Here is a 26,724-nt window from a genome sequence, read left to right on the forward strand (position 1 = left end):
CGTCATCACGTTGAGTCGTGTTAACTATACACTGTGGCCTGAGGGGTGGCGCTACATGTATTTGATGTATGTCGATGAGTCCGGGGATACCGGTCGGGAACCGGGGTCCAGCCCGGCTTTCGTGCTGGCCGGATTGATCGCGCCTTCCGGAAAATGGACGGAGATCGAGCAGGCCCTGATTGAGCTGCGCCAGTCCCTCGGGGCGCAATATGGTCTGAAGGCCAGTGACGAATTGCGCGCATCAACGATCATGCGCAAAGGGCCCGGCGATTCTGCACGGCGCGTGGCGCTGATCGAATCCGCACTCAAGGGCATTGCCGACATCAAGTCCGTAAGGGTTATCCTGTGCGCCGTCCGGAAGAAGAATTTGCCACCCGAAACCGATGTGTTTCGGGCCGGGTGGTCGGCTCAGCTCGGTCAGTTTGACGGTTTTCTGGCCAGTGCCGGTGGCCGGAGGCGGAATGCGGGGGCTCAGGGATTCGTCGTGGCAGACCGGACCCAAAGCGCTCAGCTCGACAAGCTGGTGCGGGCATTGCGGCGGGAGCGGCCTGTCACGGAGACCTATGGCTGGTGGCGCAAGAAAACGCGCATCCATAACAAACCGCTCAAGCACGTCATCGAGCTGCCTCAGCATCAGGATTCAAAGCGGAGTCTGTTGATCCAAGCCGCTGATCTTTGTGCCTATGCTGTCTTTCAGAAGGAGAAGCCCTCAATGGCCGTGAAGGCCAATAAGGGCAATGAGCGGTTTTTGAAAGCGCTGCAACCGGCCATCGTCAAGACGCCGGGCGTGAATGCAGATGGCGTTTTTATCGTCGAGAATGTGTGATCAGGAAATGCTGGCCGAAATGAGAACGGGCGGCACATTCGCATAGCGACGTGCCGCCCGATCATTGCCTAACCGTGTCTGACTTTTCAGTCTAACTCAGCTCGCAAAGCGAATTTACCATAATCACCGCTTCAATCAAAGCGGTTTGCGATACAGCAGTACAAAGCGATCCGTATTTCCGCGAATGGACGGATCAAAGACCGAAATCGTTCTTGTATCGTCCGGGTTGGACAAAATGTCGGACTCGTCGGCCAGCTCGAACCCTGCCGCCTCGATCTCCTCGCGAACGAAGGCTTCTTCGATGCGGTGATAGTCGCCAATCACGCTATCACCGGTTCCATCTTCGGCGCGATGATCTACAACCAGATAGACGCCGCCGGGACGCAAGGCATTGAAAATGGACCGGTTCATGGCAATCCGATCTTCACGGGTCGGGGCCTCGAAGCCTTCCTGTGCCCAGGCCTGATCATGATAGATCAGCATCATGAAGGCAGCATCCAGCTCGTTGTCATAATCATCGAGAATGGCCGGGACGGGCGAAACCAGGCGCGTAATGTTGTCACGTTCTGCGGCAAGCTCGGTAATGGCGGTATCCGCATTTGGAAAGCGCTCGACTATCCAGTCCATGTTCTCGGAGATCACCTCTCCGTCCATGCCCACGGCACCGGACAGGATGCGCGAATAATAGCCGCTGCCCGCGCCCAGATCGGCCACGCGCCAGCCGGGTTGAACACCAGCAAAGGTCAGCATTTCGGCCGGATGACGGCCGGCATCCCGTTGCATGTCGGCTTCCGGCCGGCCCGAATCATTCACCGCCATCGTGATATGATCTGTCGAATTAGCGGAGCAGGCTGACAATACAGCCAGTGCCAGAATTGAAATTGCCAGTCTCATGAGTTTCCCCCGAAGTTGTTCGGGCGCATCCTCGCCGATTATCACGTCAAGACAAGCGGCTTCGCATGCACAGTTTCGTGAACACTGGACGGGTGCACAGATTTGCGAATACAGTTCTGGCGTGTGGGTGTTGGGGGTAGGGATGCATATCGTACTCGGATTGATCGGCTTACTGGTGGCGATTGGCGGGATAGCCTGGCGCATCAACATGGCGATGCGCGGCGCAGAGATTGTGAAAGATGCCGCAGAAACCGCCGTCAACCTGCCTCGAAAGATGCGGTTTCGGGCCAAAGCAAACCGTCAACGGCTCTCCTCGGTTGAGGATCCGCGCGAAGCCGCTGCCGTCCTGCTGTTGGGAATGGCCCGCGCCGGGGGTGAGGTCACGACCCAGCACAAGCAAACCATTCGTACCGAGATGGAAAGGGTTTTCGAGGTCAACGCCGCGACGAGTGAAGAGCTGCTGTCACGTGCGGCCTGGTTTTCCGCCAATGTTGCGGACCCCGGCGACCTGGTGCCGCGAATGACCGATTTCCTTGCTCGCCGCGTCGGACCAGAGGAAATGCGGACCATGTCGACCATGCTGTCGGCCATCGCGAGCGTCGAGGGTGAGGCTGCGCATGATCAGAGCCTTTACCTTCACCGGTTCCGTCAACGCGCCGGGCTGAATTGAATTACTTGCCATAGGCCAGCGTGACGCGTAGCCCTTCTGCCATAGACGATAAGAGGTCACGACATGCTGCTGCATCAATCCTCCTGGCAGGAAATCGACACCTATCTGGAACACTCCAAAGGTATCATCATCCCGATCGGCTCGACTGAACAACACGGCCCGAACGGGCTGCTGGGGACGGATGCCCTCTGCCCGGAAATCATTGCGCATGAAGCCAGCAAAACCTCTGACCTGCTGATCGCTCCGACATTCAATGTCGGTATTGCCCAACATCATCTCGGGTTTTCAGGGACCATCACGCTGCGGCCCTCGACCATGATTGCCGCCCTGCAGGACTGGATCGACAGCCTGGTCCGGCATGGTTTCGAGCGGATCTATTTCCTCAACGGCCATGGCGGCAATGTGCCGACCATTCAGGCAGCGATCGCGGAAAGCTATTCGAACTGGTCGCTGGCCGGAGAGCCCTGCCCCTACCGTCTGCAAAGCCGCAATTGGTGGGACTTGCCGGGCGTCATGAAGGTCTGCCGCGAAATTTTTCCGGTCGGCGACGGCTCTCATGCCACAGCCTCCGAGGTGGCGGTGACCTATTTTGGCTATCCGGAATCCGTCAAACGGGTTGAAATGAGCCCGAAAATTGCCCCGGACGGAGATTTTGCCGATGCCGATGATTACCGGAAGACCTTTCCCGATGGCCGGATCGGCTCGGATCCATCCCAGGCCACCCCGGAGAAGGGCGAAACCATCACGCTCGCCGCGCGCGATTCACTGATTTCCGAAGCAACCGCGTTTTTCCGCTCGAACGACTAGCCAAGCTGGAGGTTTTGTCACACCGGGCGGCATGAACGGCGGCCAGACGGTGACGAATGAGGCGCGCCTTATTCGCCTCGACTAGGCGGCCCGGATCACGTCCCCGTCCAGGCGGATCGGAACAGATTTCAGGGGTTCGCCAGCAGGTCCACCAGTACATTTGCCCGACAAGACCTCGAATGTCGCACCGTGGACCGGACAGAGAATATGTTCGCCCTTATGCAGAAACACCCGACCGTCGGGGAGCGAGAGGGCGCGCCCGGCATGCGGGCAGATATTCACGAAACAGCGGATATCGTCCCCCTTGCGCACAAGGAAAAGCGGGGCGGCATCCCAGTCCGCTTCCAGCCCGCCGGGGTCCGGCAGGTCGCTGATATGACCCAGAGGGGTACCGGAGGGCGGTAAGTCCATCATGAGGCCGGAAAGTTTGACAGAACAGGCTTGAAGCCCGCGATTTCGACGCTCTCGAACAAGCCGGCATTGGAATAGGGGTCGCCCGCGAGCCAGTCGACCACCGCCCCCTCTGACTCAAAATCGACAATCAGCAGGCTTCCAGCCATTTCGCCATCGGACGTCAGCATGGGTCCGGCCAGCAAGAGGCGGTCACCAGCCGCTTTCAGGAATTCGAGATGCGCTTCGCGATTGGCGCGGCGAATGTCGAGCGCGCCGGCGCGATCTTTTGCCTTGACCATGAACGCCACTACGCTCCCTCCACCGTGAAGGGACGGGACAAAAGCTCTTCCATGGCGCGATCCACAGTGACCTTGCCCGACAATATGGCGTTCATCGCGGCGCAGATCGGCAAGTCGACGCCATGCTTGTCTGCCAGAGCCGCGATGGCAGGCGCTGACGCCACGCCTTCTGTGACAGCCTTCCGCGCCGACAGAACGCTGTCGAGCGTTTCGCCCCGCCCCAGCGCCATGCCGCAAGACATATTGCGCGATTGCGGCGATGAGCAGGTCAGAACGAGATCCCCCAACCCGCAAAGGCCGGACAGTGTTTCACGCTCGGCGCCCATGGCGACGGCCAGCCGTGTCATCTCCGCAAACCCGCGTGAAATCAGGGCCGCATGAGCGGACTTGCCCAGTTCGCGGCCTTCGACGATACCGCAGGCAATGGCCAGAACGTTTTTCACTGCGCCGCCGACTTCTGCGCCAATCAGATCGCCTGACCAGTAGGGCCGGAAACGCGGTGTGCCGATGGCTTCCATCAGCGCATGACCCAATGACTTGTAGCAGGTGGCGAGCGTCACTGCTGTCGGCAGGCCTTTTGCAACGTCAATCGCAAAGCTGGGGCCGGACAGAACGGCAGGAATGGCAGCCGGAATCTCCTCATCCAGAACGTCCGTCATCAATTTCAGCGATGATTGTTCGATACCCTTCGAACATAAAAGGACCGGAAGCGCTTCGGTCGCATAGGGCGCAAATTGCGCCAGAACGCCGCGCATATGCTGAGCCGGGGCGACGGCCAGAACCGCGCCGCAGGTGGACAGGTCCGACAGAGCGCCGGACGCCTGAATGTTGGCATGCAGCGAAACCCCGGGCAGGTAGGCCGAATTCTCTTTATTGGCATTGATATCGTTGGCGACAGCGTCTTCATGTGCCCAGATCGTGACATCGCGTCCCGCGATCGCGGCTGTCTGGGCCAGAGCCGTGCCCCAGGCACCCGCGCCGATCACGCCAATTGACTGATATTCGCTCATGCCTTGGGCCCTTTCCGACCAGAACCAATCGCCGGATCCAGCTTGGCCGAAGCGGCGTCCAAAGGCCAGCGCGCCCGGGCAGGCGCGGACAGATCGTCGGTTTCACCGCGGCGAAGACGCTCGGCTCCAGCCAATGCAATCATGGCTGCATTGTCCGTGCACCACTTCATCGGCGGCGCAATCAATCGGAAACCCTGTGAATCGGCAGCGTCCTGAAGGGCCTGGCGAATCGTCTGGTTTGCCGCCACGCCGCCGGCTACTACAAATGCGAGATCATCAATGTCCGCATATGTCTCCATGAAATATTTCATGGCGTTAGACGATCTTTGTGCCAGAGATCGGGCGATTTGCCGTTGCATGCCCGCCGCCAGATCAACCTTGTCAGTAGGTGTCGGAGAGGAAATTCCATCCCAGATCTGACGGGCCGCTGTTTTCAATCCTGCAAAGGAAAAATCATACCCCGGCCGATTCGCCAACGGGGCCGGGAGTTCAAAACGATCCGGATTTCCGGACCTCGCCATCTTTTCAAGTGCCGGTCCGCCGGGAAAACCCAGCCCCATCACTTTTGCGGTTTTATCAAAGGCTTCCCCCGCCGCATCATCCAGGGTCGAGCCCAGACGATGATAGCGCCCGAATCCTTCCGCGATCAGCAATTGAGTGTGCCCGCCGGACACCAGAAGCAGCAAATACGGAAAATCCAAAGGCTCCGACAGACGCGGCGAAAGGGCGTGCCCTTCAAGGTGATTCACAGCGATCAGCGGTTTTCCCGCTCCCAGCGCCAACCCCTTTGCCGTCATCAGGGCGGCCATTACGCCGCCGATGAGGCCGGGGCCCGATGTGGCCGCTATTCCATCCAGCGCGTCCAGAGACAGGCCGGCATCGGCTAGCACCTGTTCCACCAGACCGTCCATGACCTCGGCGTGCGCTCGCGCGGCGATTTCGGGAACGACACCGCCATAAGGCGCATGGGCGTCATTCTGGCCGCGTACTTTTTCCGCCAGAACCTCTACCCGCCCGTCAGCGTCCAGCCTGACAATAGCGGCGGCGGTTTCATCGCAACTGGATTCCAGCCCCAGAACAGTGAGGGCTTTGTCTTGCGCGACGGGTGGTGAGGAGTCTAAGTCCATGACAAGTTCGATACTCTGCCTGAACAGGATAAAGCAACGTGCCTTTGCGCCTCCCCCTCCCGCTCGCGACACGAAAGTCTCCCCTGGCGCTGGCTCAGGCCCATCTCGTCCAGGAGGGACTTGTTGCTGCACTGGGCGCAACGACCAATGACTTCCCCATTCACGCCCTGGTTTCGACCGGCGACCGGCTGACCGACCGGAAATTGATTGATGCGGGCGGCAAGGGGCTGTTTACAAAGGAAATTGACGACGCCCTGTTGACCGGCGCTGCCGCCATCGCGGTTCATTCCATGAAGGATGTCCCTACCCAATTGCCCGACGGGCTCGTACTTGCCGCTGTTCTGGAACGCGAGGACTCCCGCGATGTACTGCTCACGGCTGATGGGAGCGCACAGCTCGCCGACCTGCCGCGCGGCGCACGGCTCGGCACGGCCAGTTTGCGGCGGCAGGCGCAGGCGCTGGCGCTCCGCCCCGACTTGGAAATCGTCACTCTGCGCGGCAATGTCGATACACGGCTGGGGAAGGTGAGAAGCGGAGACGTTGATGCCACCTTCCTGGCGCGCGCAGGCCTTAAACGTCTTGGGCGCAAGGAGGGGTCTTTCCCGCCTTGCGGTCTGGACACCATGCTTCCCGCCGCCGGTCAGGCCGCCATCGGTCTGGTTATTCGCGCGGATGATGAGGCGGCTGCGCGGGCCGTTCTAACCCTTAACCATCTGCCCAGCGCCTTCGCCTTGACCGCGGAGCGCGCATTTCTGGCGGCTCTTGATGGGTCCTGCCGAACACCGCTTGCCGCCCATGCGACGATTGATGGCGACACCTTGAGGATCATGGGCGAGGCACTGCTCCCGGATGGCAGTGCGCGCTGGCAGGATCAGCGCACGGGGTCCTTTGCGGATGCGGAAGGGATCGGACGCGAACTGGGCGAAGCGATCAAGCAGGCGGGCGGCACTCGTCTGGCAGAGGCGATCAAAACCTCATGAAGGTCTTGATCACCCGATCCGAGCCCGGTGCCTCAAGAACCGCCGAACAGCTGACACGACGGGGCGCAGAGCCCGTCATCGCGCCCATATTGCGAGTGGAATTTGCCGATGAAATCGAGGTCGGGCTCAGCCGGATCAGCGCGCTCCTGTTTACCAGTCCCAATGGCGTGCGCGCCTGGTTATCCGGCCGGAGCGAAACCGATCTGCCCGCTTTCTGCGTCGGCGATGCCACTGCCGCCGCCGCTCTGGAGGCCGGGTTCTCAAAAGTCCGGTCCGCAGGCGGCGATGCCAACGACCTCATCGCACTTTGCGAGGCCCGGCTGGTTCCGGGGCGGCACCGGCTCTTGCATCTGCGCGGGGCGCACACCGCTCACGATGTTGCTGGCGCCCTTCAGGCGCGCGGCTTCGAGGTCGATGAGGCCGTGATTTATGAAGCCGTGGCCAAAGACCAGCTTCCCAAAAAAGCCGCGCAACTCATCCGGCAGCGGGAACTGGCCGTCGCCCTGTTCCATTCGCAACGTGCGGCCGTCGCCTTTACCGCGCTGGTCGAGGATGCTGACCTGTCTGACCACCTCAACACAGTGATTGCCGTCGCGATCAGTCAGGCGGCCGCGAATGGTCTGGTGCGTTCTGACTGGGCGGCCGTAAAAGTGGCGGAGACACCCAATGAGAATGACATGCTGGGCCGGATAGGTTTTGACCTCTAGTCTGACAGTCGTCAGCATGGTTTCGTTAAGGCGAATCAGCCACGGGCTGTATGTAAATGAGTGATCCGACTGAACCCGAACCCGTCGATGCCGAGTTTGAACCGGCAGTAGACGCTCCGCGCCCGCAGAAACCGCGACACTCCGGCGGAATGGGCGAGTATTTTCTGACCTTTCTGTTCGCCGCTTTTGTTGGCGCAGGTCTGGGCGGGTGGATTGCGTGGGCGCTGGACGCGCGGAACCCGGAGGCGGCCGAGCTCGAAGCGCTGGAAAGCCGCCTCGCGGAAATTGAATCATCATCCGGCGCTGTGCCATTCGATCCAACGGCGCTGGAAGCGCGGCTGGCCGCGCTGGAGTTGGCACCGTCGATCGAGCCGGAGCCGGTTGATCTGTCAGATCTGGAAGCCCGGATTGAGGCGCTGGAGGCGACATCACGCCCCGATTCCGACGATTCAGGCATTCCCCAGCGGCTGGACGTGTTGGAGACGGCGGTCTCACAGAATACGGCCCTCGCCAATCAGGCGCTCGATCAGGCCGGAGCGGTCAGTGGCGGGATTGATCCGGCAGTGCTCGCGGCTCTTGAGGAGCGGCTGACGGCTCTTGAAAATGCCGCGCCTCCCGAAAACGCGCCTGTTGATCTGACGGCGATTGAATCCCGTCTTTCCTCTCTCGAAGCCGAGAGCCCCACTGAAACACAAGACATCACACCCTTGATCGCCCGTATTGAATCACTTGAGGCCGCGCCGCCGGTTGATCTTGGTCCGCTTCAGGAACGGATTGACGCGCTGGAAAGCCGCCAATCAGAACAACAGGGCCAGAACGCTGCCGAGGACCTGTCTGGCCGGCAACTGGCGGCCCGGTCTCTGGCGCTCGTTGCGCTGGTTGACGCGGCCAGAAGCGGCCAGTCATTCGAGGCTGAGCGTGCCGCTTTGGCCCGGTTGTGGCCAAACCAGCCTCAATTGAGTCTGTTGTCTGCGCATGCCCGATCCGGCGTGCCGACGGTCGAGATGCTGGTGAATTCCTATCCCCGGCAAGAGATCGAAGACGCCATCGGCACCAATCGTGTCTTTTTCGGCCTGATCGAGCTGCGGCCGTCATCGGGAAGCGAGGCCAGCCCGCTGGCGCGGATTGTGCTCGCGCATGAGCGGCTGGAACGCAATGATCTCGCTGGAGCCGTACTTCTGACCGAGCAACTGGAGGGTGCGCCTCTGGAATCGGCCCAAAGCTGGCTGGTTCAGGCGCGGGCACGGCTTTCCATCAATTCGGCGCTGGATGAGTTGCGATCCGCGCTGACAGCTGCGGCTGCCGGGACCGGAGCTGACCCGTTATGATCCGTCTTATCCTTGTTGTTATCGCGATTATTCTCGCCAGCGCGCTGAGTGTCTTCCTGACCCTCAATCCGGGATCGGTGAGTTTTGAATTTCTGGGCATGGAAGGCCAGATGCCGTTTGCGCTGGCTATGGCGATATTGCTGGTCGGCACATTTCTTCTGTTTGTCGCGATCTGGGCGATTTTCATCCTGTGGACTGCACCGGACAAATTCCGGCAATTCAGCCGCCGGCGCCGCAAGGAAAAAGGCTTTGATGCCCTCGAGAATGCGCTGATTGCTGCTGCCGCAGGTGAAGGCGAGGTCGCGGTCCGCCAAGCGGCCCGCGCCGATGCCTTGCTGGACCGGCCGGCACTGTCGCGCCTTCTGGCGGCCCGGGCGGCGGAAGCTGCCGGCAATCTGCCGGGCGCTGAAGCCCATTACGAAGCGATGCTCGAAGATCCGAAGTCCAAGCTGGTTGCCCAGCGGGGTCTGGCGCAAATTGCTCAGGAGCGCGGAGCCCATGCCGAGGCAGCGAGCTATGCCAAAGCGGCCTTTGATCAATCGCGGTCGGCGAACTGGACGTTTGATGCCCTGTTTGATGCGCAGGTTGCGCAGGGCGACTGGTCGGCAGCGCTGGAAACCCTGAGCGAAGGCGAAAAGCGCCGCCGGATTCCGCTCGACCGGGCGCGGCGCCGGCGAGCCGTCCTCTTAACCGCGAGAGCGCTGGAATGCGAGACTGCCGAGCCTGAAACTGCCCGCCCCATGGCCGAACGGGCCGCCGCATCTGCGCCGGGCTTTGCGCCCGCCGTGGTGCTCGCCGCACGCCTTCTGGCCGCGGGCCGCAAGCACAAGCGCGCCGAGGAGTTGATCAAAACGGCCTGGGCGGCCGAGCCCCATCCGGCTCTGGCCCGGGCGCTGGGTGATCTGCGAAAGTCTGACACCAAGGCAAAACGCGCGGAACGCTTGCGGATGTTGGCCGCGACGCGGCCGGAGCATCGCGAGTCAAAATTGCTATTGGTCGAGGCAGCCCTTGATGCCGCGCAGGCCGACGCGGCAAGGGCCGTGTTGGATCCCCTATTGAATATGGGCACGCCGACGGCGCGGCTCTGCGCACTGGCCGCCCGGCTGGCGCGTCAGGAAGATGATGACGCCGCCGCGCGGCGCTGGATGACGCGTGCCTCACATGCGCCCGGCGAGGCTGACTGGTCGGATATTGACGGTGAGGGACGGGCTTTTTCCTACTCTCCGGATGACTGGAAGCGCATGGTCTATGCCTATGGCGATGAAGGCCGGATGACGCATCCGCGCTATGAACGTTTCGAGATAGCGGCGGGCGCGGTGCCGGAAAACGCGCTGCTGGAAGCGCCCAAGCCCGTGAAGAAGGCGGGCCAAGCGCCCGAGTTCTACGATGCGCCGCGCCCGCCGGATGATCCAGGTATTGACGAGGATGACGCATGACGCCTTTGATTGTCGCGGTGACAGGGGGGTCGGCGTCCGGAAAGTCGACCTTTGCTGATGCGCTTCGCCGCCAGCTCACGCCCTCTGACGTCCGCCTTATTGGTGAAGACGAATATTATGGCGATCATGCAGACGAGCCCGGCTTTGACCCCCAGCGCTTCAATTTTGACGATGTGGCCGCGCATGATCACGAATTGATGGGCGATCAGTTGCGAAAACTGAAAGCCGGCAAGACCATTCACGCGCCGCTGTATGATTTTCTGACCCACAAGCGGCTGGCACAGACCCGGGAAGTGAAGCCTGCCGATGTGATTATCGTAGAGGGCATTCATGTTCTGGCGGATCCTAAACTCCGCGATCTCTACGATTTCTCGATCTTTGTGGATGCCCCGGCGGATATTCGTCTGGCCCGCCGCCTGTTGCGTGATGTCCGCGAACGCGGGCGCAGCGTGGAATCGGTCGTGACCCAGTATCTGCGGACCGTACGGCCCATGCATCTGGCGCACACCGAGCCCGGCAAGGATGAAGCCGATCTGGTCGTGATCAATGATGCCGCGGCTGCCAGCCCGGAACTTGAAGCCCTGTCTCCATCCTTTGACCGGCTGGCGGCGCCCGCCGCAGCGAAAATCAGGGACATGCTGGCTTCAAGAAGCTAGTCAGGCCTTCAATGGCGCTCGTCAGTGATCGCGAACGGAATCGCTCCTGTCGAATAGGCCCGCCATTGCGCTTCCTGCAGCGCTTCCACTTCTGCATCCACTTCACACCTCAGCCGGCCCGCTTTGATCACAAAGGGTGAGCTGTCCTGGAAACTGTGTGTGCCCGGCGCCGGAACCGGATCTCCGCCGTCGCCCTCAACCTCCCAGTAGAGCCGGTCACGCTGGAATTGAAACGTGCGCTCCAGCGCCAGGTGAATCGAACGGCGAACGTCAGCATGCTGTTCCTGTGGCAAGAGCAAACCGTGCTGAACCGTGACCACAGACACGATGCTGAGAACCAACAGGACCTGAAATAGTCTTACGATCACCGAGGCGCGCTGGCGTTTCGGGCGGAGGATATCGGCCAGTAAATATAACGATATAGCTGAGGAGAAGACCACATAGGCCTGGATTATGCTTCCGCCGATCTGCTGGTTGAACAGATACCAGTCATAGTATCCACGACACGCCAGCGTCACTGTCGAAAAAGTCTGAATAATCGCAAATAGCCCACCGGCCAAAACCAGAATTCCGGTTTGAGCAGGGGCAAACGCAACGCCCGCTTTTGTTTGTGGGCGCTTGCGGTGCAGGGCGGCGTTCCGATTCATGTTTCAACCCTAGCACGCTGTGTGATGGAGCGCATTTGGCATATTGCGGATTGCTGCGTTCGCGGTTACGTTCCGCCGCCTTATTTCAAGGGCCGCATTAGCTCAGCTGGTAGAGCAACGCATTCGTAATTAGGTGCCCTAATTGCGGAACACGAAGCAAAGCAGTGAGTTAGGTTGCCAGAGGTAAGAAAAGTAGCGCAAATGTAGCGCTCATGATTGGTTTAGGCCGCATTAGCTCAGCTGGTAGAGCAACGCATTCGTAATGCGTAGGTCGGGTGTTCGAGTCACCCATGCGGCACCATCAAGCCATTGTTTTTAATAATAAACATCAGCACTACCGAAGCCATCCAAAGATTGTGCGTGTACGGTCTAGTAGGGCGCATGAAGCGCATATCGGCCGTCCAACCGCATAGACAAACGATTTCCGGGGACTTCAAAAGTAGCGCCCTTGAATCAGCGCTCAGCGCTGCCAGGCTCAGCGCCTTCGAACCAAACGAAGTCGCACGTCCCGCGGACTATTAGAACGCCGATCTCGGGTTCGTCGCGAGCATCCTGCGGCACCGTCAGCAGAAACTCGCCTTCATCGGGATATACCGTCAGTGTGGCACCGTTTGCGAGCTGATGCCCGGCAAGGGAGAACCGGCGACCAGCGCTGGCGTCTATATGGCGTTGTAGCGGCCACTGGTGCGGAATCTCACCGGTCACAAGCACCAGGCCCCGGAACAATGGCGATTCGCCGAAGGCTGCGAATACGCACTCCTGATAAACCGCTGCCAGTTCATCCGGATAATCGGGAAAGGCCAGCGCCTCGGCCCTGGAGGCCCATCGTATAGAAAAGGCGAACTGATCCAGAGCTTCGCCCAGCGCGACGGAAGAAGATGACACCGGAACACAGATCGCGGATTCCGCGACACGGCGCGGATCGATCGGAGGGTCTGTTGTGACAAGCGCTGCCAGCAGAAGCGATAACATGGTCCGAGGGTTGGCCTGTTTGCCTGCCAAGGCAAGCAGGTTGAGAGATTTTGGGATCGAATTTTCGCGAGATTAACGGGGTCAATCGCGAAGTGTCCACCCTGCCCGCCCCATGCCGTAATACCCTTATATATTGCTTAATGTAGGCCATATGTATTGGCTTTATTGTTTGCTAGGGCTTAGGCAAAGGGTGGACAGGTAGGGCACCAATTTATGGCTCCTTGCCTCCGCACAAGAGCTTGTCTGTTGTGGTTGTTATGCCGCGATAAACCCGCACCCTGACATGGTCCTTCTGGATGCGGTCTGACCGGACCGAAGGAAGCAGCGACAACAAGCGCTGCGAGAAGGCCTGCTTGCCGAGAGCGAAAACCGACGCTTCCTGGCACCATTCATAATACTCCTTATAGAGGTCATCCTTCTTGATGTCGTACTCGCCTCCACGCACGCAGCACGTCTCGACGAATTCGAGAAGGTTATTGTTCACCTCATCAAGGTCCGAAACGTATTCCTCCGAAGACTGTGGCAACGTGAAAGCGGTTGCCTCTCGTTTTGCCAAATATCCGTCGATTGCCCACTTCGCTATCCCGGGCAGCTCCTTCTGCAATGCGCGCTTTAGGCCCGTGTCGGCCCTGCCGGTAAACGAGTTAGGAAAGATAACTGGCACAAGCCGAGCCGCTAACGCTTTCGTATGGTCGTTCAGGCGAATGAGCTCGTTGGTGGCGATCAATATCCGAACGCCGAGCCGACCCTTCCAAGCATTGCCGTACTTGATCTGGACCGTCACTTCGTCCTGACCGCTGATCGCTAGGATCGCTGAGAGTACACCCGCCTTGCTGGTGCGGGGGTCGATCCGAACATCGGTGATGGATAGCAACATCTTTCCCACGAAGCCTTGCAAACCGAATGTGTAATCCAGGTCTGCGAGCGAACTGCTTGCCGTGTTTGATGCGCCAAGAATGGCCTCAAGAACCGAGATCGTCGTGCTTTTTCCAGATCGTGGCGGACCGAAAAAGACGAACACGGCCTCGCGGCTCATATCGCCGGAGATGATGTATCCCATCACCTGGCGCAGATGCTCGATCTGGTCCTCATCACCCGCGAACGTCGATTGGAGAAACTCGGACCACCGCGGCGGCATTCCCGCGTCCGCATCGTAGTTCACCGCCAGTGTTGATGTCGTGAAGAACTCAGGATTCGGTGGCAACAGTACGCCGGTTCCCAGGTCGAGCAGTCCGTTCTTGAAGGCGACTATGTCACTTGGGTCAGGCCTGTCATTTGATTCTGTCAGCCAAATTGGTGGTTGCGAGCCTTCGGGCAGAAGACACAGTCCGCGCATGATGTCTAAGACGTTGGCAACATCATGTCTCTTCACCTCGAAGAAGCGATCACAGAAGGCGTATAGGTCCTTCGAAAGGTATTCCGGCTCGAATACGACATAGGCTGCGCCCTGGTATCGATAATAGGAACCGGCGTGGTAGCGAAGGGTGATCGTTTCGCCGGCCATGTGGTGGTCTATTAGGAACCGGCGAGCGGTGTTCATTGGAACTTTGTTCGACGGTTCGGGCAGAATTTGAGAAAGTCCAAGCCACCCGTTGAACACCGGGATACAATCATCTGGTAGCCCAAGGGATTTGACGACGGTCGGCATGCCGGTGACGTCCTTGCCTGCCTCCAGTTTCTCAAGGCTCGATTTACCCGCGCCGCGCTTTGCCGCTTCTTCATCCCCTGCTGTTTCGGCAACGAGTTGAACCATTGAGTCTATCTCGCTAGCGTCTTCACAAATACGCGCGAGGGCGCCTGAGAGCTGTACACCGAAATCGTGCCTACAACCTTCGCCCGGATAAAATCGGGCACAGACCGTCAGGAACGCAGCAAGTCCTGCTTGCTTGATCAGCCAATCATTACTTAAGGCGGGAACCAACGTGGCGTTATTGTTCCAGGCAAGTGTCTTGTCATCCTTATGGTGCAAGCCAGGCGGCGGCTTAATGAGCCCCTTGGAGCGCAGTTCCAGGACACACAAAGCGTGTTCATCGGGGATGCCAGGTGCATCGGCGGCGGTGTTTGGGAGCTGGAACTTAATTGTCTTGTCCAAGTCCGCAGCCACAAAGAGGTGGGTGCCCTCTTTGCCAGAACGACCAAACGTAGGAGCCAAAGGGAAAAGGTCGGCCACGATTTCCCGACCTTCAAGCCAGTCAATGTCGACATCAACCAGACTCGAACCATCGAGGCGAATACCTACCTCGATGCCTTCAATAAAGTCCGCCTCGGACTTTCCGGCTTGGAATTCATAATCAGACCACTTTCCTTTAGGGCGCATTTTCCCTTTGGGAATTGGAAGCGGTGTGATTCCAAGATCGGCTAGAGCTTTCGCTCGCGCGAATGGCGTCAGGGCGTCAATGAATGCGCGAAGGTTGAGTTGATTGCTCATCGCTCAGCCCTCCGCTCGTGTGGACCGGCAGCGGATAAACCACGCGTCCAGATCAGAAGGGCAATAACGGACGCGACCGTTGCGACCCAGGCGGATAAAGACAGGGCCAGTACCGGCCCAGCGGTGGCGCTGGAGACAGCTATCGCTGACCCCGAGATAATTGGCTGCATCGCGTGTGGTCAGCAGCGGCTCGTTGAAGGGATTCTGTTTCATCAGAAGCTCCTTGTTCTGATGGAGCCTCCGCGAAAATTTGGCTCCGAAATGCGGAACCGGATCAGTAAAAGCTCGTTTAGTGTTTTGGGATGTGGGAAAAAGGGGGCACTTTCCCCCTTCGACCGGATTTGAATTATTCCTCGGCGGGCTTCATCAATGCAGCAAGCCCTAGCTTTACCGGATCGGTGTCTAGACCGATGTTCCACTTCGCGAGGATTCGGGAAATCTCCTGAAGATCTCGAAGCATTTCCTCCTCTTCTTGATCATTCACCCGATGGACGGCAGACTGCCAGAGATATTCTCCATAGACATGGAAATTGTCTTTGATCCGACCCTGACTTGCTATCGCAGCGGCCTCGGGAAGATCAGCTGTTGCTTTTCTCAACCGGTCTGCAACGTCGCCGTCGATTAGCTTATCCGAATTCTCTTTGTAGAGAGCAAAGGATTCTATGTAATCGCCGCGATCATCCAGAGGTCTGGCCACAACTTTCTCGGCACCAGTGGGTGTGTTCCAAGCTTTGAACTGGAGGGCTATGTCAAAGTCTGCCGTGCGGCCTTGATCCGAGAACCCAGTGACGGTCTTTATTGCTTCACGCACAAGGCTAGCAGCCTCATTCAGCCTCGCTGGCCCGTCGCGAAGACCGGGTCGGTTAGCGAGGATGAGTCCCAACGCCAACTTCTCCAACATGCTCGGCAAGTCTGGCGACTCTGGGTTTCCGGCGAACTCTTCGCGGCGCTGTAGCGCTTGGGGACGGTCCGAGGCTGACGCCCGTGGCTCTGATCGACGGTTCTTAGGCATTGTTCACCAACTCCATAATTCGATCTGCGACGCGCTGGGCGGGTTCCCGCAAACGCTCAGCATCCATGACGATGTAACCGCCGGTCACGTCGGTATCGATACGATGGTTCAAGAGGCGTTTCAGCGCAAACGCGGGAATATCCAAGCCTTCCGCAATGGTGATGAAGGTCCGCCGAAGGTCGTGCATCGAGTAGTGAACGCCTGACGCGTTGCGGACCCGGCGAACAATGGACTTCACCTCCTTGATATGGCCAGTCTTGTTGGGGCCCTTGCCGGGAAATACCCACGGACTGCGCTGAACCCGCGCTCGGCGGTCCTTGAACAGCCTTGCGAGTTGCGTCGATAGCGGCAGGACCAGCGGGTCGCCATTCTTGGTTTGAGGAACTGTGAGTGTTTCTGCCACGGGGTCCACGTCCTCCCAGCGGAGACGCTTGATCTCGCTGGACCGCATGCCTGTGAATATTGCCACCAGCATAAAGTCGCGCGGCTGGTCATCCTCCATCCATACGGCACGCCACCATGCGGGCAGGTGCTTTGCCGGTATTACGCTTTGCCTACGTTGCTCGCGCGCCCAGGCGCGGGCTTGGGTTAACACTTGGCACGGGTTGGCCCCCAGCCCGTCGTGTGCGGCCGCTGTGTAATTATAAATGGACCGAAGGTGCCGCATGACATTGTTGGCACTGACGCCGCTGACCTGCCGGGTGATACGCTGATGGCGCTCCATGACCATCTGGCGGGTGATCTCTCGCATGGGTAGGTTGCGCCAATCGGACAGATGCAGGTCGATGGACCGGCGATAGGTGTCCACCGTGAACGGCTTCAACTGGGTGCGGCCCTCGAAGAAGGCCTCTGCGGCCTCGTCTAGGGTGATCGTCTCGGTGCGTTCCTTGCGCTTTTCCTCCAGCGGGTCGTCACCGGCATTGAGCCGGCGAAGCACCACCAGCGCTTCCTCACGGGCCAGCTCCGGCGTCACGATAGGGAAGTTGCCAATCGTGCGGCGCATCGTCTTGCGGCCGATCTGGCGCTCGACAAAGAAGCTTCTCGATTTCTTGCCAACGCGCAACCCAAAGCCGGGCAATTCGGTATCGCGATAGATGAGCTGACCGTCTAGGGGCAGCTCGATCCGGTCAATGTTTCGGCGGGTAAGTTTGATCTGTGGCATGGTTCATCCTCCATGCCCCTCCAGGTTAGCGGAGGTCGATCAATTCACAATGAGCGGTGAGGGAGTTTCAAAGGATTTCGAAGACAATCTTATGGTGGCGGGCGGAAGCCCCGTAGCTTCCTGTGCTTTCCCGAGTGTTGGCTCACAAAGTTATTCGTGCAAAACTAGCTCATCTACAGGTAGTTCCTTCCGCTCCCAAGTGTTGGACAAGTGTTATGGCGAAGAAGCAAACTTTTGAAGACTATGTCGCCAAGCTACTTAATGAGATGGATGGATCACCACCCTTTGAAAAAGCCGAACAAAAATTCAATTATATTTTGAGCGCCGCCGTTACCACGGTGCAAGATTCTACAGTTTTCAGCAACTTGCTAGCGAAGCTTGCCGAAATAGAGCCAAATTATCTGCCGGGTAAGAACAGCTTACTTTATGCGGAGCCAATACAGGACCTACAAGTAAAGAGAAAACCCTTCGAAAGCGCTCTACATAAGGCCTATCGCTCAGATGTTTTGTTTAATCGGAAATATCCAGATGAACCAGAAGGTGGCTGGAAAACATTTGAGGGCTTTTTTTCTTCGATAGACGACCTTTTACGTACTCGTATAATTTGCAAATATATGGATGGTCCGAAGTTTGTATGCGATGAACTAAAGCAGTATTTCGATAGCGAGGGCGTTAAAAACACTATCAGGGACTTGGCCAGCGACGAAGGCTACTATGGCTGGCATTTCTACTTTGACGTGCCGATCCTAACCGATTTCGGGGGCAATATTGAGGAGCGCCCGATATCGGTCGAGCTTCAATTTCAGACTCAACTTTCTGAAGCAATCACTCATTTGACCCACGGTCTTTACGAACAGCGAAGAGAAGCTGGCCCGGGAAAACCAAAATCTTGGAAGTGGAATCCGGAGTCTCAGGAGTTTCGGTCGGCGTTTGTCGGTCACGGTTTACACCTGCTGGAGGGCCTAATACTGCAGTTTCGCGATGAGAGTTTTGAAAATGGCGGTGCAGTAGAAGGCGATCAAAACTCCGGTCGCGGACGATGAAAGAGATTTAAAATGTGGGACAGCGCACTAAGACCAGAAGTAGTTCATTTGACATCGCTTTTCAGAAGAATTTCTCAAGGAGGAATTCGAATTCCGGCTTTTCAGCGGGGGTTTGTTTGGAAAGAAAAGCAGGTTTTGCAATTGTTAGAAAGCGTGGCCAAAGGATACCCGATTGGCAGCCTATTATTTTGGCACGTGCACGAAAAGCGTTTGGAGTTGGCTTCGCCCAGTGGCATTTCGTTTCCCGATGCAGAGGAGCGATATCCGACCAACTATGTTCTTGATGGGATGCAGAGGCTTTCTTCGCTGTATGGGGTGTTCCACTATGAAGAGGGTGAGTTCGATCAGATTTTTGACATTTCCTACGATTTGGAAAACCGGAAGTTCGTTCACAGCAGGGATGTCGACATATTCACCACGTTATCGGTTCCTCTTTCTGCCATCTTTAACCCGAGAAAATTGCTCGAAGAACAAGCTAGACTGACTAAAGAAGACCCGTCGGGAAGCGCGATTCAAGCAACAATTGAGCTCCAGGCAACATTTCAGGATTACCAGATTCCGTTGGTCACCATCGAACACCGAGAGGTGCCTGAAATTGTTCAAATATTTGAACGCATCAACTCGACTGGTACGAGGCTTGATCCCGTCGACTTCATGAGGGCTATCACCTGGTCAGCAGACTTCGATTTAAACGAGAAGCTTGAGGCTCTTAGAGAAAAAGTCGAGCGAAACGGTGTCAGCCTTTCGGATGAAACCATTACAAAATGTGTTGGCTTAATCCTTGGGCTAGAACCCACGAGCGCTGGCCTGCTTGCGCTTCGGAACTTCAATGCAAGAAATCTTCATACCGCGTTCGACGCTTGCGAAGAGGCGTTGAGGCGAATGATGAGTTTTTTCCGCGAACACCTAAACATTTATTCGACCGAGTGCGTACCTTATGAAGGCCAAATACTTGTTGCATTTAAGGCGGCCGGTGTTGATTCGTCTTCTAACACAGCTCTCGATCAACTAAAAAGGTGGTACTGGGCCACGAGCTTTAACGAGGCGTTTCGCGGCCGACCTGACCATTACGTAGTCAGAGCTTTGAACGATTGGCAAAGTACCGTGAAAGGTGAGGTCCGCGGGCTTGAACCAAAATTACGTCTAACACCTGACGATCTTCGAGAACGAAGGCTGCTTCGCGGTAAAGCCCTTTCATTGGCCATGATGACAATGTTTGCGGCGAGGGGCGCCAGAGATTTGGAATCTGGTGAAACCATACCCCCATCGATCTACTTGGACAGTCGTGATGTGGGTTGGTTCGATAATGTAGTTCCGTTGTCAAAATTGGAGGAAATTAGCTTTGTAAAACCGCTGTCAGGAAAATTGATGGCAAACCTGATTTTGGTAGAGCAAAATCGAAAATTTTCCATGTCGCGCGGGGACAGCTTCGGTATTGACGCGCGAACGGACAAATACGAGGAGCTGAAGTTTGAAAGCCAGTTCATTTCGTATGAGGCATTTGAAGCCTTGGCCGATGGAAGAATCGAGGAGTTTTTAGTTTTACGAGCGCAATCGATGCATGAATTCGCACAGTTCCTTGTACAGGCTTAAGCCCAAAACGCGCATAATATCCAATATGAGGCAGCATCAATTAGGAGCGCTTGTCGGGCGTTGTCAGATGTTCGTCAGACAAGCGTCAGGAGAAGATAGCGTTCGGACCGCTAACCCGCTAAGACCGAGCTTCCGCTGGCAATACCGACCCTACTCATCGGGTTCATCTGCAGTGTCGCAGTTTTCATCGAGGCAGGCTGCTTCAAGCGACGATGAAAGGTCGCGCACACCATTGACCGCGCTGCGCGTCGTGCGCGCAAGGGCCTCCTCCAAACTCAGCTGGGCGGCGTCGTTCGCGCCATGGAGGTGGCGCGGGCCATACCCGTCCGGTCCTGGGGAAAGTCGGTAGGTTTCATAATCGCCTTCGAGCACGTCTACTCGGTTGGTCATGCGCTCGTTGAGATTTGCCGGTTCTCCACCGATCAATACTGCTGGCGGCGGGATGTCCTCACCAGAAAACCGCAACTCCTCCTGCTCGAGCCAGGCTCTCAGACCGCGTGAACTCCGCGGCGTTTCTTGAAGGATTTCGGCAATGGCCGACAGATCGTCTGAAGAGACAAGGAGCGCAGCAGTAGCCGGGTCCGGTCCTGCCAAGACAATGACCTGTTCGATGCTGACTGGATTCATCGGGTCGGAGACAACCACGAAGTCGTAGTCTCTCAGTAGCCAACGCACGACATCAAGTGGTGGACCGCTCAGCTCGGCCCCCGGGCAGACAGGCGCGTCTGTGCTACGCCAGTCAGCGTCAAAACCGAGATGGACTGCCATTTGTTCCAGAGTTTCACGGCAGGTTGCGGCTGTCGCTGTAAGCCCGATCTCTCCGCCAGGAAAATCTTCAACACGGATTGTCATGCCATGAGGCGCGACGATCTGTATGGCAACGGCTAAAGCGGAGATGATCAACATGGGCCCCGCGTCCGGCACAATTGATGAGTACCATTCAGCGTATCGATGTGCACGACATTGTACCAGGAATCATACCAGCCGGCGAAACCCTCACCAATCCCACCATACTCGCCGCCCGCTTGTCGTAGCCGGTTGTCTGGCGCGCGGGAAATATAGATCCGGCGTGTGAAGGAGACATAAGCCCCATCCGGTTTTTGGTAACGGACATAAATGTTAGCTGGAAAGCCCGTGGGCCCCTCCAGGTGCTGTACGGCGATTCTGTATGGCAACTCAGAAACGATAAATTCCGCACCTTCATGCCATTGACTCCAGTAGACCGTTTGGAGATTAGGCGACACCGTGTCCTCCAAATTGCTGTAGCCCTCGAACCGGAGACCCGCTGTCGAGGCTCGGCTGTCATTGTGCAAATAGGTCGGGCTGCTCGGCTCATCGACAAAAAGCTGAAGCACCGCTTCGCCCTGATAATTCAACGTCGCGATGAAGGGGGACTCATCCCTGAAATCGCCCCGGAACTCCCGGATCACAACTGCGGAATCCGCCGATTGCCAGTTCCAGAATCCCGTGCCTCGTCGGATGTCGCCTTCGACTGCAGCAAAGAGGATGGCGGTGTTTTCTCCTGCCCGGACAGGCAGGCGGTAGAAAATGGTGTCATTAGTTCCAAGCGGAATAGCCTCGCGCCCATTCGAAAACAGAATAAGCTCTCCTGCTTCGGCAACTTGTCCGCTAAGTCGGACATCGAGTTCGGTGAATACGTCGTCAACAATGGAATTTCCAACCGGCGAGCGCCAGTCAATAAAATCGGACGACGGGTAACCAGCCTGGGCCTGTAGGTCCAGCTCTTCGAAATCTTGGCCCCTGCCCAAACTGGTTAGACTGACAAATGAGAACTCGTTATATCCGTTGTAGAGGCCAAACCCGTTATCGGGATTATCGAAATCGAAAGGTATGACGGGGGACCGCCGGGCATCTCCGGGGACATAGTTGACCTCGTAGGCGAGAAATCCGTCCTCGTTCCAGCCATAGACGACAATCGCATGGGCACCGCCGGGTCCACGCAGCACGAGAATTTGCGGATCGCCGGTCAGTACCAGGGCGGCCTGAAGGAGGCGGCCAACCTGTGCTTCGCTCAGCAAGCCAAGCCCCTGGCTGTGCGCAAGCGTCCAGTACTGGTTCTGCGACAGCATGGAGCGGGCCGCCGTCAAATGGGCGATGCTGATTGGACGTCCGCCAGCGGTCGAATATTGTGTTGAGAGTGGGTTTTGCCCCCCATTAGCCATGTCACGATACCACCAAACAGCATAGGCGGCCATGCCCAGGCAATTGCCTCCGGAATTGTAGTAACTTCCGAAATTGGCGATCGGCCAGCCATCCCGATCAACCTCGAAATTCTCGACGGAGAATTCTGTTGCAAACAGAGCCGCCGCATTCGTCGCGGTCGTGGCAAAGCTTGAAAAGCTGCGGGCGTCGATATCGATCGTGTTGGCGTCGGTGTCGATCGCACGGACAGTGGCAATGTCATAGGTCCCCGCCGCCTCGTCATAGTGCAGGACCAGGAGATTGTCCTCGTCGACACTGGCCTCGTCATATTCAAGCGAAAAGAGTACCGGCGCATTTAGCCGCGTCACGTCTGAAACCGAGATGTCCCGGACCCGTTCTGCGGGGGACACATTGCCGGGAAGGGCCGCCGGCACGCCACCTTCGTCGGTGATCTCTATATCGACCGGTCCGATTGCGGTCCCCAGATCCAGCTCGGCTTGCGCACCATCAAACCGCAGCGTGCCGCCACCGGGCCCCATCTCGGTCTGGGTGGTATAGGCGACCGACGTCGCCCCGCGCTGAACGCCGTCGCCATCGGTGAAGACCAGTTCGATCCGCCGCGTCGCTGGCGCGAGGGCCGCCACGCCGTCGGCCCGCGCGAAAATCCCGAACGCGTTGATCCCACCGGATGTTGCCGTAGTCGTGACGCTTGATGACGGTGGCGATAGGCAAAGACCCGTCGCGGGATCAGTTTCGCAAATCCTAAGCGCGACCGAAATGCCGGGATCCGTTGACTGAGGCATGGCCGTGATCGTGGACTGCGCCCCGATATTGCTAGTCGCGACGGAAAACACGCCCGTCCCTACGGGGCCGGGCGTTCGGGTGATGCCGTCATTGGCGATCGTGGCCGATAGCGCGACAATATCTGCGCCGGGGTCGTCGGAAACCCCCAGCGTGAACGTGTTGACCCCAATCAGGACCCGTGCCGGGTCGGTATTGCTGCAATCAAATTCCAGCTCGATATCAACCGGGGCGAATTCGCTGTTCGGGGTGAAGGCAAACACGAAGCTCGCCGACGCCCCGATGCCAATATCGGTGACGCTGCGGCGGGGCGTGATGATCGCATTGGTCGCGGGATCGGTCTGATAGACCTCGAACGCGGCATCAACGGCCGTGACCGGTAAAATCGTACAGTCATAGGCAAAGGAATCGCCACTATTGATGATGGTAGCAAAGGCGGTCGCGGTCGTCCCGGTCTGGACATAGCGGCTGGTCGGAAGAACAGATGCGCCCAGACGCGGCTCAGCCAGTGACTGAGCTGAAAACAACGCAGCCGAAACCAAGCCAACTGCAATTACAGCAAAGCCAATTCGCATATTCAGTCTCCCACTTGTCTCGACTGTAGCATTTTTAGTCTAGGATTCGAAGTGAAGCTGAGCTGGGAGCGGGAAGGATCCGAAATCTTTCATTGGTTGGAACCAAACGGCCGCATATTGACATTACGCGCGCAAGCTCCGTTCATGGTGAGATTGGCTTAATCACATGAGTCCCATTCGCGCATAACCTGTCCTATGAGACATTCAGCGCAATCGTCGTGTGACCACAGTAAATTTCGTAAACTGCACTTTTGCTCGCCGACGATGGTCATGCAGTCACCGATCGAAAGTGTCAGCGATCCCAACCCGCGTTGCCCCTAATCCTCCATCACCCAATTGAAGCTGAGCGACACGCCGGCACCAGAGCCGCCGAACTCATTGAGTGCGTCCCATGACAGGCCGGCAGGGGAGGTTTCCGGCAGAACAGCAGCTGTTCCTCCCACATGGTATTCTCGAAACAGGTAGGAAAGCGCGAGAGCGCCAGGGTGGTTGCTGCCTTGACTGACCTGACCGCCGCCGACGCCCATGACGCTACGTTCCTGGAAAACGAGGCGAACGGGGTCAGCCAGATCGCTGTCGGGCGTAAAGCTGATCCGAACGCCATCAGGGTCTGAAGACGTTGTCACTCCGAGCTCATTGATTGAGCCAAATCGTGCCTCCAACAGGAGCCCGTCGACTTCACTGCTAATCAGTTCATGGCGGAAAGTGCCGCTTGATCCGGCTGCTTCCAGAATCCACGCGCCATGAACGGTCCAGCTCCAGTCTGTGCCTTGTTGCACCATTTCATACTCAAGCCGCCCGGATGCCGCATCGTCGGAACCGCCACAAACCTCGATCGTGATATTGCCGGGAAATAGAATATTGGCCGTGTTAGGTGGCATGCCCTGATATTGCTCAATTGCTGCCATGCCCGGCAGCGCTGCCGCACCAGAGGGCAAGGGCGGCGGCACGCTTGGAATGAAATTCAAAATGAGCGGCTGAGAAATATTGGTCGCAACGATCGGGGCTGGCGAAACGCCTGTGACCGCAACACACCCGCCTTCGGGATTTGGAACGGGCTCGTTCAGGATCACAGTGAAATTATCGAGCTCATAGTCAGGAGGTGGAAGGCTGTCGACGCTCATTAAAGTGCAGGCGCGCCCGTAGGCGCAGACTGTCTGCTGCCCCATGGCCGGGCGAACGCTGAAGGTTTGAGCCGCAAATTCGATAGTGATTGCGCCTTCGCTGGTTGTCGATTGAAGGACAGGCGCGCTCGGCCATTCTGTAAATTCCAGCAGGGTCGGATGGACCGTGGGCGCAGCGGTTTCTGTTCCATTTTGTGTTTGATACTGCGCGCCAATCGGTCCGAGCAGATCAACCGGGGTTGGCATCGAACCAGGCGACGTCAGAATATGGGCTTGCAAGTCCTGAGCTGAGGCGCCCCCCGCTATAATCGCGGCTGGGGCCAATGCGGCGATCCAATGCTTCATGCTGTTGCACCCCCTACTTGAACCCACCTTAGTCCATCAATTGAGGAAGCTTATCACGATCCGCCCACTCCGCAGAATCGTGGGGATACACGCCAGCCGGCTTTGTCAGAGGAAACTCGGCGTTAGTGGGTTGGCCGATAATTTCGTCGGATGAAAAACCCATTTCGTTATTTCAAGACATCACCGGAAGTGATCCGCTTTGCGGTGATGATGTACGTCCGGTTTCCACTGTCGCTTCGGAATGTAGAGGATCTGCTCCACGAGCGTGGCATCGATTTGAGTCACGAGACGGTGCGGTTCTGGTGGAACCGTTTCGGCCCGATGTTCGCCTCTGAGATCAGAAAGCGGCGCGCTGACCGTCTTCGTGCTTGGCCCCAATGGCAATGGCATTTGGACGAGGTGTTCGTCAAGATAAACGGCGTCACTCACTATCTCTGGCGCGCGGTCGATCACGAGGGAGAGGTGCTGGAAGCCTATGTGACGAAACGCCGGGATCGCCATGCTGCATTGAAGTTTCTGCGCAATGCGATGAAGCGATACGGCAACCCCGAGGTCGTCGTCACCGACCGGTTACGGTCCTATAAAGCCGCCATGAAAGTCATCGGAAACGAGGACAAACAGGATGTGGGGAGGTGGCTCAACAACCGGGCCGAAAACTCACATCAACCCCTACGAAGACGCGAGCGGGCGATGCTCAGATTCAGGCGAATGCGAAGTCTTCAGAAGTTCGCCGCCGTCCATTCCTCTGTCCACAATCACTTCAATCTCGAACGCCATATCAACGACCGAAACTGGTTCAAGGAGAACCGCGAAATCGCGCTGGCCGAATGGCGGCAGCTTGCGGCCTAAACCGGCGAAAACCTGCTGAACTGAGACCCGTTCGCTTTGGTCTGACAACACGTTAGACGAAGTCACCGGAGCTTAGTCTTCTGGCTCGGTTTGAACAGATGGACAAGAAGCCGTATTGGATTGCTCGCAGCGCTCATCATATGAACAATCCGGCCATTGGCCGGACCCGCTCACACTGCATTCCATCTCGACTTCGATTGAGCTCCCATCCGGACATCGCAGGACGATAGTTCGGCGGACGGTGCTGGAAGCATAGCAAGCCAGCTGCAACCGCCCCCATATATCCGGTATCATCCAATCAAAAGAACTGGCTTGCGCTTGGGGCTCAGGCGATTCTTCCGCTGATGGCGGTCTACGAACCGGAGTTCGCGAAATGATGCGTCCCTGCGGGTTTTCGACACGTTCTTGCGAATTCTGGACAGCGTCGGCAGCAAATCCCGTAGGAAGGAACACGAACGCTGTGAATAAAATTGTGCTCAATAATTTCATGTCCAGCTCCTTGCCAACCGACATCCATCGAATATCCCTAACTCAGCGAGCCATTAACGCCTCCCGGTCATTGCTTTGTTCAAGGGCCGGTCATTGCTTTGTTCAAGGGCCGGGCAGATCCTATATGCCAGAAAATCTCCCCCAGCGGCAGCCCTTGATTTGTATTTTGGGCAAATTTCCGGCACCGGCTTTTGGCGGGGCGCCCCATTACCCAGCTATGGGGCCACCGAACCATTAGTAGCGCATTAGTAGGGCGCGGGACTCAAAAGGCTTCAATTGGCTTCAAAGCCTTTCATAGCTCAACTCGCTGATGTCATTGGGGCTTTCCGGGAAACAAGTGTTTCTTCCAATGCGTTCAAACCGACGCATCCATAATTCGTAATGCGTA

25 protein-coding genes and 1 tRNA gene are annotated in these 26,724 nt (G+C 57.6%); 12 read left to right on the plus strand and 14 right to left on the minus strand.

Going from position 1 to position 26,724, the window contains the following annotated elements; genetic code table 11:
* Positions 1–55: 55 nt before the first annotated feature.
* Positions 56–826 carry a DUF3800 domain-containing protein gene (locus P0D52_RS13780; protein WP_394693222.1) on the plus strand — a complete coding sequence of 257 codons (771 nt, stop codon included), beginning with the start codon at positions 56–58 and terminating at the stop codon, positions 824–826.
* A 135-nt stretch (positions 827–961) separates the two neighbouring features.
* Here the strand turns inward: P0D52_RS13780 and P0D52_RS13785 are convergent, their stop codons facing one another.
* On the minus strand, positions 962–1,720 hold the full coding sequence (locus P0D52_RS13785) for a class I SAM-dependent methyltransferase (RefSeq protein ID WP_394693223.1): 759 nt from the start codon (positions 1,718–1,720) through the stop codon (positions 962–964).
* A gap of 142 nt (positions 1,721–1,862) precedes the next feature.
* Between P0D52_RS13785 and P0D52_RS13790 the strand changes: the two genes are divergently transcribed.
* Both P0D52_RS13790 and P0D52_RS13795 read left to right on the plus strand, forming a co-directional pair.
* Positions 1,863–2,390 (plus strand): hypothetical protein, encoded by a 528-nt coding sequence (locus P0D52_RS13790; protein ID WP_394693224.1) that lies wholly within the window; start codon positions 1,863–1,865, stop codon positions 2,388–2,390.
* Between the two features lie 63 nt (positions 2,391–2,453).
* The gene (locus tag P0D52_RS13795; protein WP_394693225.1) at positions 2,454–3,197 is read left to right on the plus strand and encodes a creatininase family protein; all 744 of its coding nucleotides are present in this window, start codon (positions 2,454–2,456) and stop codon (positions 3,195–3,197) included.
* An 81-nt stretch (positions 3,198–3,278) separates the two neighbouring features.
* Here P0D52_RS13795 and P0D52_RS13800 read toward each other — a convergent pair whose 3' ends face one another.
* From P0D52_RS13800 to tsaD, 4 genes are read right to left on the minus strand one after another with little or no spacing between them, the layout of a single operon-like run.
* Positions 3,279–3,611 carry a Rieske (2Fe-2S) protein gene (locus P0D52_RS13800; protein ID WP_394693226.1) on the minus strand — a complete coding sequence of 111 codons (333 nt, stop codon included), beginning with the start codon at positions 3,609–3,611 and terminating at the stop codon, positions 3,279–3,281.
* On the minus strand, positions 3,608–3,889 hold the full coding sequence (locus P0D52_RS13805; RefSeq protein ID WP_394693227.1) for a YciI family protein: 282 nt from the start codon (positions 3,887–3,889) through the stop codon (positions 3,608–3,610). Before P0D52_RS13805 ends, P0D52_RS13800 begins: the two co-directional genes overlap by 4 nt.
* 8 nt (positions 3,890–3,897) lie before the next feature.
* A complete protein-coding gene (locus tag P0D52_RS13810) occupies positions 3,898–4,899 on the minus strand; it encodes an NAD(P)H-dependent glycerol-3-phosphate dehydrogenase (RefSeq protein ID WP_394693228.1) in 1,002 nt (333 codons plus the stop codon).
* Positions 4,896–6,026, minus strand: coding sequence for a tRNA (adenosine(37)-N6)-threonylcarbamoyltransferase complex transferase subunit TsaD (tsaD, locus tag P0D52_RS13815; RefSeq protein ID WP_394693229.1), 1,131 nt, complete (start codon positions 6,024–6,026; stop codon positions 4,896–4,898). Before tsaD ends, P0D52_RS13810 begins: the two co-directional genes overlap by 4 nt.
* A 38-nt stretch (positions 6,027–6,064) precedes the next feature.
* Here tsaD and hemC point away from each other — a divergent pair, with 38 nt between their 5' ends.
* Genes hemC through udk form a run of 5 tightly spaced genes read left to right on the plus strand, consistent with a single transcriptional unit; the run spans position 6,065 to position 11,133 of the window.
* Positions 6,065–7,006 (plus strand): hydroxymethylbilane synthase, encoded by a 942-nt coding sequence (hemC, locus tag P0D52_RS13820; protein ID WP_394693230.1) that lies wholly within the window; start codon positions 6,065–6,067, stop codon positions 7,004–7,006.
* Positions 7,003–7,713: a uroporphyrinogen-III synthase gene (locus tag P0D52_RS13825; protein WP_394693231.1), complete on the plus strand. Its 711-nt coding sequence runs from the start codon at positions 7,003–7,005 to the stop codon at positions 7,711–7,713. Before hemC ends, P0D52_RS13825 begins: the two co-directional genes overlap by 4 nt.
* Before the next feature lie 56 nt (positions 7,714–7,769).
* Positions 7,770–9,041: a hypothetical protein gene (locus P0D52_RS13830; protein ID WP_394693232.1), complete on the plus strand. Its 1,272-nt coding sequence runs from the start codon at positions 7,770–7,772 to the stop codon at positions 9,039–9,041.
* On the plus strand, positions 9,038–10,477 hold the full coding sequence (locus tag P0D52_RS13835; RefSeq protein WP_394693233.1) for a heme biosynthesis protein HemY: 1,440 nt from the start codon (positions 9,038–9,040) through the stop codon (positions 10,475–10,477). Before P0D52_RS13830 ends, P0D52_RS13835 begins: the two co-directional genes overlap by 4 nt.
* Positions 10,474–11,133, plus strand: a complete 660-nt coding sequence (udk, locus tag P0D52_RS13840) for a uridine kinase (protein WP_394693234.1) — start codon at positions 10,474–10,476, stop codon at positions 11,131–11,133. Before P0D52_RS13835 ends, udk begins: the two co-directional genes overlap by 4 nt.
* A gap of 8 nt (positions 11,134–11,141) precedes the next feature.
* Here udk and P0D52_RS13845 read toward each other — a convergent pair whose 3' ends face one another.
* Positions 11,142–11,780 carry a hypothetical protein gene (locus P0D52_RS13845; protein WP_394693235.1) on the minus strand — a complete coding sequence of 213 codons (639 nt, stop codon included), beginning with the start codon at positions 11,778–11,780 and terminating at the stop codon, positions 11,142–11,144.
* 225 nt (positions 11,781–12,005) lie between these two features.
* Between P0D52_RS13845 and P0D52_RS13850 the strand changes: the two genes are divergently transcribed.
* A tRNA-Thr gene (locus P0D52_RS13850) sits at positions 12,006–12,081 on the plus strand.
* Positions 12,082–12,233: 152 nt separating this feature from the next.
* On the opposite strand, the gene P0D52_RS13855 is transcribed toward P0D52_RS13850, so the two are convergent.
* From P0D52_RS13855 to P0D52_RS13875, 5 genes are all read right to left on the minus strand, one after another.
* Entirely contained in the window at positions 12,234–12,752 is a 519-nt protein-coding gene (locus P0D52_RS13855) for a hypothetical protein (RefSeq protein WP_394693236.1), read from the minus strand.
* Positions 12,753–12,963: 211 nt separating this feature from the next.
* Positions 12,964–15,180, minus strand: coding sequence for a phage/plasmid primase, P4 family (locus tag P0D52_RS13860; RefSeq protein ID WP_394693237.1), 2,217 nt, complete (start codon positions 15,178–15,180; stop codon positions 12,964–12,966).
* Between the two features lie 3 nt (positions 15,181–15,183).
* Entirely contained in the window at positions 15,184–15,393 is a 210-nt protein-coding gene (locus P0D52_RS13865; RefSeq protein ID WP_394693238.1) for a helix-turn-helix transcriptional regulator, read from the minus strand.
* Positions 15,394–15,526: 133 nt separating this feature from the next.
* Positions 15,527–16,081, minus strand: a complete 555-nt coding sequence (locus tag P0D52_RS13870) for a hypothetical protein (RefSeq protein ID WP_394693239.1) — start codon at positions 16,079–16,081, stop codon at positions 15,527–15,529.
* Between the two features lie 103 nt (positions 16,082–16,184).
* Positions 16,185–17,354, minus strand: a complete 1,170-nt coding sequence (locus P0D52_RS13875) for a tyrosine-type recombinase/integrase (RefSeq protein ID WP_394693240.1) — start codon at positions 17,352–17,354, stop codon at positions 16,185–16,187.
* Between the two features lie 215 nt (positions 17,355–17,569).
* Between P0D52_RS13875 and P0D52_RS13880 the strand changes: the two genes are divergently transcribed.
* Both P0D52_RS13880 and P0D52_RS13885 read left to right on the plus strand, forming a co-directional pair.
* Positions 17,570–18,397 (plus strand): hypothetical protein, encoded by an 828-nt coding sequence (locus P0D52_RS13880; protein ID WP_394693241.1) that lies wholly within the window; start codon positions 17,570–17,572, stop codon positions 18,395–18,397.
* A 12-nt stretch (positions 18,398–18,409) separates the two neighbouring features.
* Positions 18,410–19,990, plus strand: a complete 1,581-nt coding sequence (locus P0D52_RS13885) for a DUF262 domain-containing protein (protein ID WP_394693242.1) — start codon at positions 18,410–18,412, stop codon at positions 19,988–19,990.
* A 150-nt stretch (positions 19,991–20,140) separates the two neighbouring features.
* Here the strand turns inward: P0D52_RS13885 and P0D52_RS13890 are convergent, their stop codons facing one another.
* From P0D52_RS13890 to P0D52_RS13900, 3 genes are all read right to left on the minus strand, one after another.
* Positions 20,141–20,896 (minus strand): hypothetical protein, encoded by a 756-nt coding sequence (locus P0D52_RS13890; RefSeq protein ID WP_394693243.1) that lies wholly within the window; start codon positions 20,894–20,896, stop codon positions 20,141–20,143.
* A complete protein-coding gene (locus P0D52_RS13895; RefSeq protein WP_394693244.1) occupies positions 20,890–23,529 on the minus strand; it encodes a hypothetical protein in 2,640 nt (879 codons plus the stop codon). The genes P0D52_RS13890 and P0D52_RS13895 overlap by 7 nt, the downstream gene beginning before the upstream one ends.
* A 317-nt stretch (positions 23,530–23,846) precedes the next feature.
* The gene (locus tag P0D52_RS13900; RefSeq protein ID WP_394693245.1) at positions 23,847–24,998 is read right to left on the minus strand and encodes a hypothetical protein; all 1,152 of its coding nucleotides are present in this window, start codon (positions 24,996–24,998) and stop codon (positions 23,847–23,849) included.
* Between the two features lie 150 nt (positions 24,999–25,148).
* Between P0D52_RS13900 and P0D52_RS13905 the strand changes: the two genes are divergently transcribed.
* Positions 25,149–25,847 carry an IS6 family transposase gene (locus tag P0D52_RS13905; protein ID WP_394693246.1) on the plus strand — a complete coding sequence of 233 codons (699 nt, stop codon included), beginning with the start codon at positions 25,149–25,151 and terminating at the stop codon, positions 25,845–25,847.
* The last annotated feature ends 877 nt before the right edge of the window (positions 25,848–26,724 follow it).

It is taken from the genome of Hyphobacterium sp., from assembly GCF_043584775.1.
In the GTDB taxonomy this organism is placed as follows: Bacteria; Pseudomonadota; Alphaproteobacteria; order Caulobacterales; family Maricaulaceae; genus Hyphobacterium.

Excerpts from the sequence above, each read along its gene's own strand:
- P0D52_RS13895 (WP_394693244.1), bottom strand. The coding sequence starts at position 23,529 with ATGCGAATTGGCTTTGCTGTAATTGCAGTTGGCTTGGTTTCGGCTGCG.
- P0D52_RS13905 (WP_394693246.1), top strand. The coding sequence starts at position 25,149 with ATGAAAAACCCATTTCGTTATTTCAAGACATCACCGGAAGTGATCCGC.
- P0D52_RS13780 (WP_394693222.1), top strand. The coding sequence starts at position 56 with ATGTATTTGATGTATGTCGATGAGTCCGGGGATACCGGTCGGGAACCG.
- P0D52_RS13880 (WP_394693241.1), top strand. The coding sequence starts at position 17,570 with ATGGCGAAGAAGCAAACTTTTGAAGACTATGTCGCCAAGCTACTTAAT.
- P0D52_RS13790 (WP_394693224.1), top strand. The coding sequence starts at position 1,863 with ATGCATATCGTACTCGGATTGATCGGCTTACTGGTGGCGATTGGCGGG.
- P0D52_RS13865 (WP_394693238.1), bottom strand. The coding sequence starts at position 15,393 with ATGAAACAGAATCCCTTCAACGAGCCGCTGCTGACCACACGCGATGCA.
- P0D52_RS13800 (WP_394693226.1), bottom strand. The coding sequence starts at position 3,611 with ATGATGGACTTACCGCCCTCCGGTACCCCTCTGGGTCATATCAGCGAC.
- P0D52_RS13900 (WP_394693245.1), bottom strand. The coding sequence starts at position 24,998 with ATGAAGCATTGGATCGCCGCATTGGCCCCAGCCGCGATTATAGCGGGG.
- udk (WP_394693234.1), top strand. The coding sequence starts at position 10,474 with ATGACGCCTTTGATTGTCGCGGTGACAGGGGGGTCGGCGTCCGGAAAG.
- P0D52_RS13845 (WP_394693235.1), bottom strand. The coding sequence starts at position 11,780 with ATGAATCGGAACGCCGCCCTGCACCGCAAGCGCCCACAAACAAAAGCG.
- P0D52_RS13805 (WP_394693227.1), bottom strand. The coding sequence starts at position 3,889 with ATGGTCAAGGCAAAAGATCGCGCCGGCGCGCTCGACATTCGCCGCGCC.
- P0D52_RS13885 (WP_394693242.1), top strand. The coding sequence starts at position 18,410 with ATGTGGGACAGCGCACTAAGACCAGAAGTAGTTCATTTGACATCGCTT.
- P0D52_RS13830 (WP_394693232.1), top strand. The coding sequence starts at position 7,770 with ATGAGTGATCCGACTGAACCCGAACCCGTCGATGCCGAGTTTGAACCG.
- tsaD (WP_394693229.1), bottom strand. The coding sequence starts at position 6,026 with ATGGACTTAGACTCCTCACCACCCGTCGCGCAAGACAAAGCCCTCACT.
- P0D52_RS13890 (WP_394693243.1), bottom strand. The coding sequence starts at position 20,896 with ATGTTGATCATCTCCGCTTTAGCCGTTGCCATACAGATCGTCGCGCCT.
- P0D52_RS13855 (WP_394693236.1), bottom strand. The coding sequence starts at position 12,752 with ATGTTATCGCTTCTGCTGGCAGCGCTTGTCACAACAGACCCTCCGATC.
- P0D52_RS13835 (WP_394693233.1), top strand. The coding sequence starts at position 9,038 with ATGATCCGTCTTATCCTTGTTGTTATCGCGATTATTCTCGCCAGCGCG.
- P0D52_RS13870 (WP_394693239.1), bottom strand. The coding sequence starts at position 16,081 with ATGTTGGAGAAGTTGGCGTTGGGACTCATCCTCGCTAACCGACCCGGT.
- P0D52_RS13810 (WP_394693228.1), bottom strand. The coding sequence starts at position 4,899 with ATGAGCGAATATCAGTCAATTGGCGTGATCGGCGCGGGTGCCTGGGGC.
- P0D52_RS13785 (WP_394693223.1), bottom strand. The coding sequence starts at position 1,720 with ATGAGACTGGCAATTTCAATTCTGGCACTGGCTGTATTGTCAGCCTGC.
- P0D52_RS13795 (WP_394693225.1), top strand. The coding sequence starts at position 2,454 with ATGCTGCTGCATCAATCCTCCTGGCAGGAAATCGACACCTATCTGGAA.
- P0D52_RS13825 (WP_394693231.1), top strand. The coding sequence starts at position 7,003 with ATGAAGGTCTTGATCACCCGATCCGAGCCCGGTGCCTCAAGAACCGCC.
- P0D52_RS13860 (WP_394693237.1), bottom strand. The coding sequence starts at position 15,180 with ATGAGCAATCAACTCAACCTTCGCGCATTCATTGACGCCCTGACGCCA.
- P0D52_RS13875 (WP_394693240.1), bottom strand. The coding sequence starts at position 17,354 with ATGCCACAGATCAAACTTACCCGCCGAAACATTGACCGGATCGAGCTG.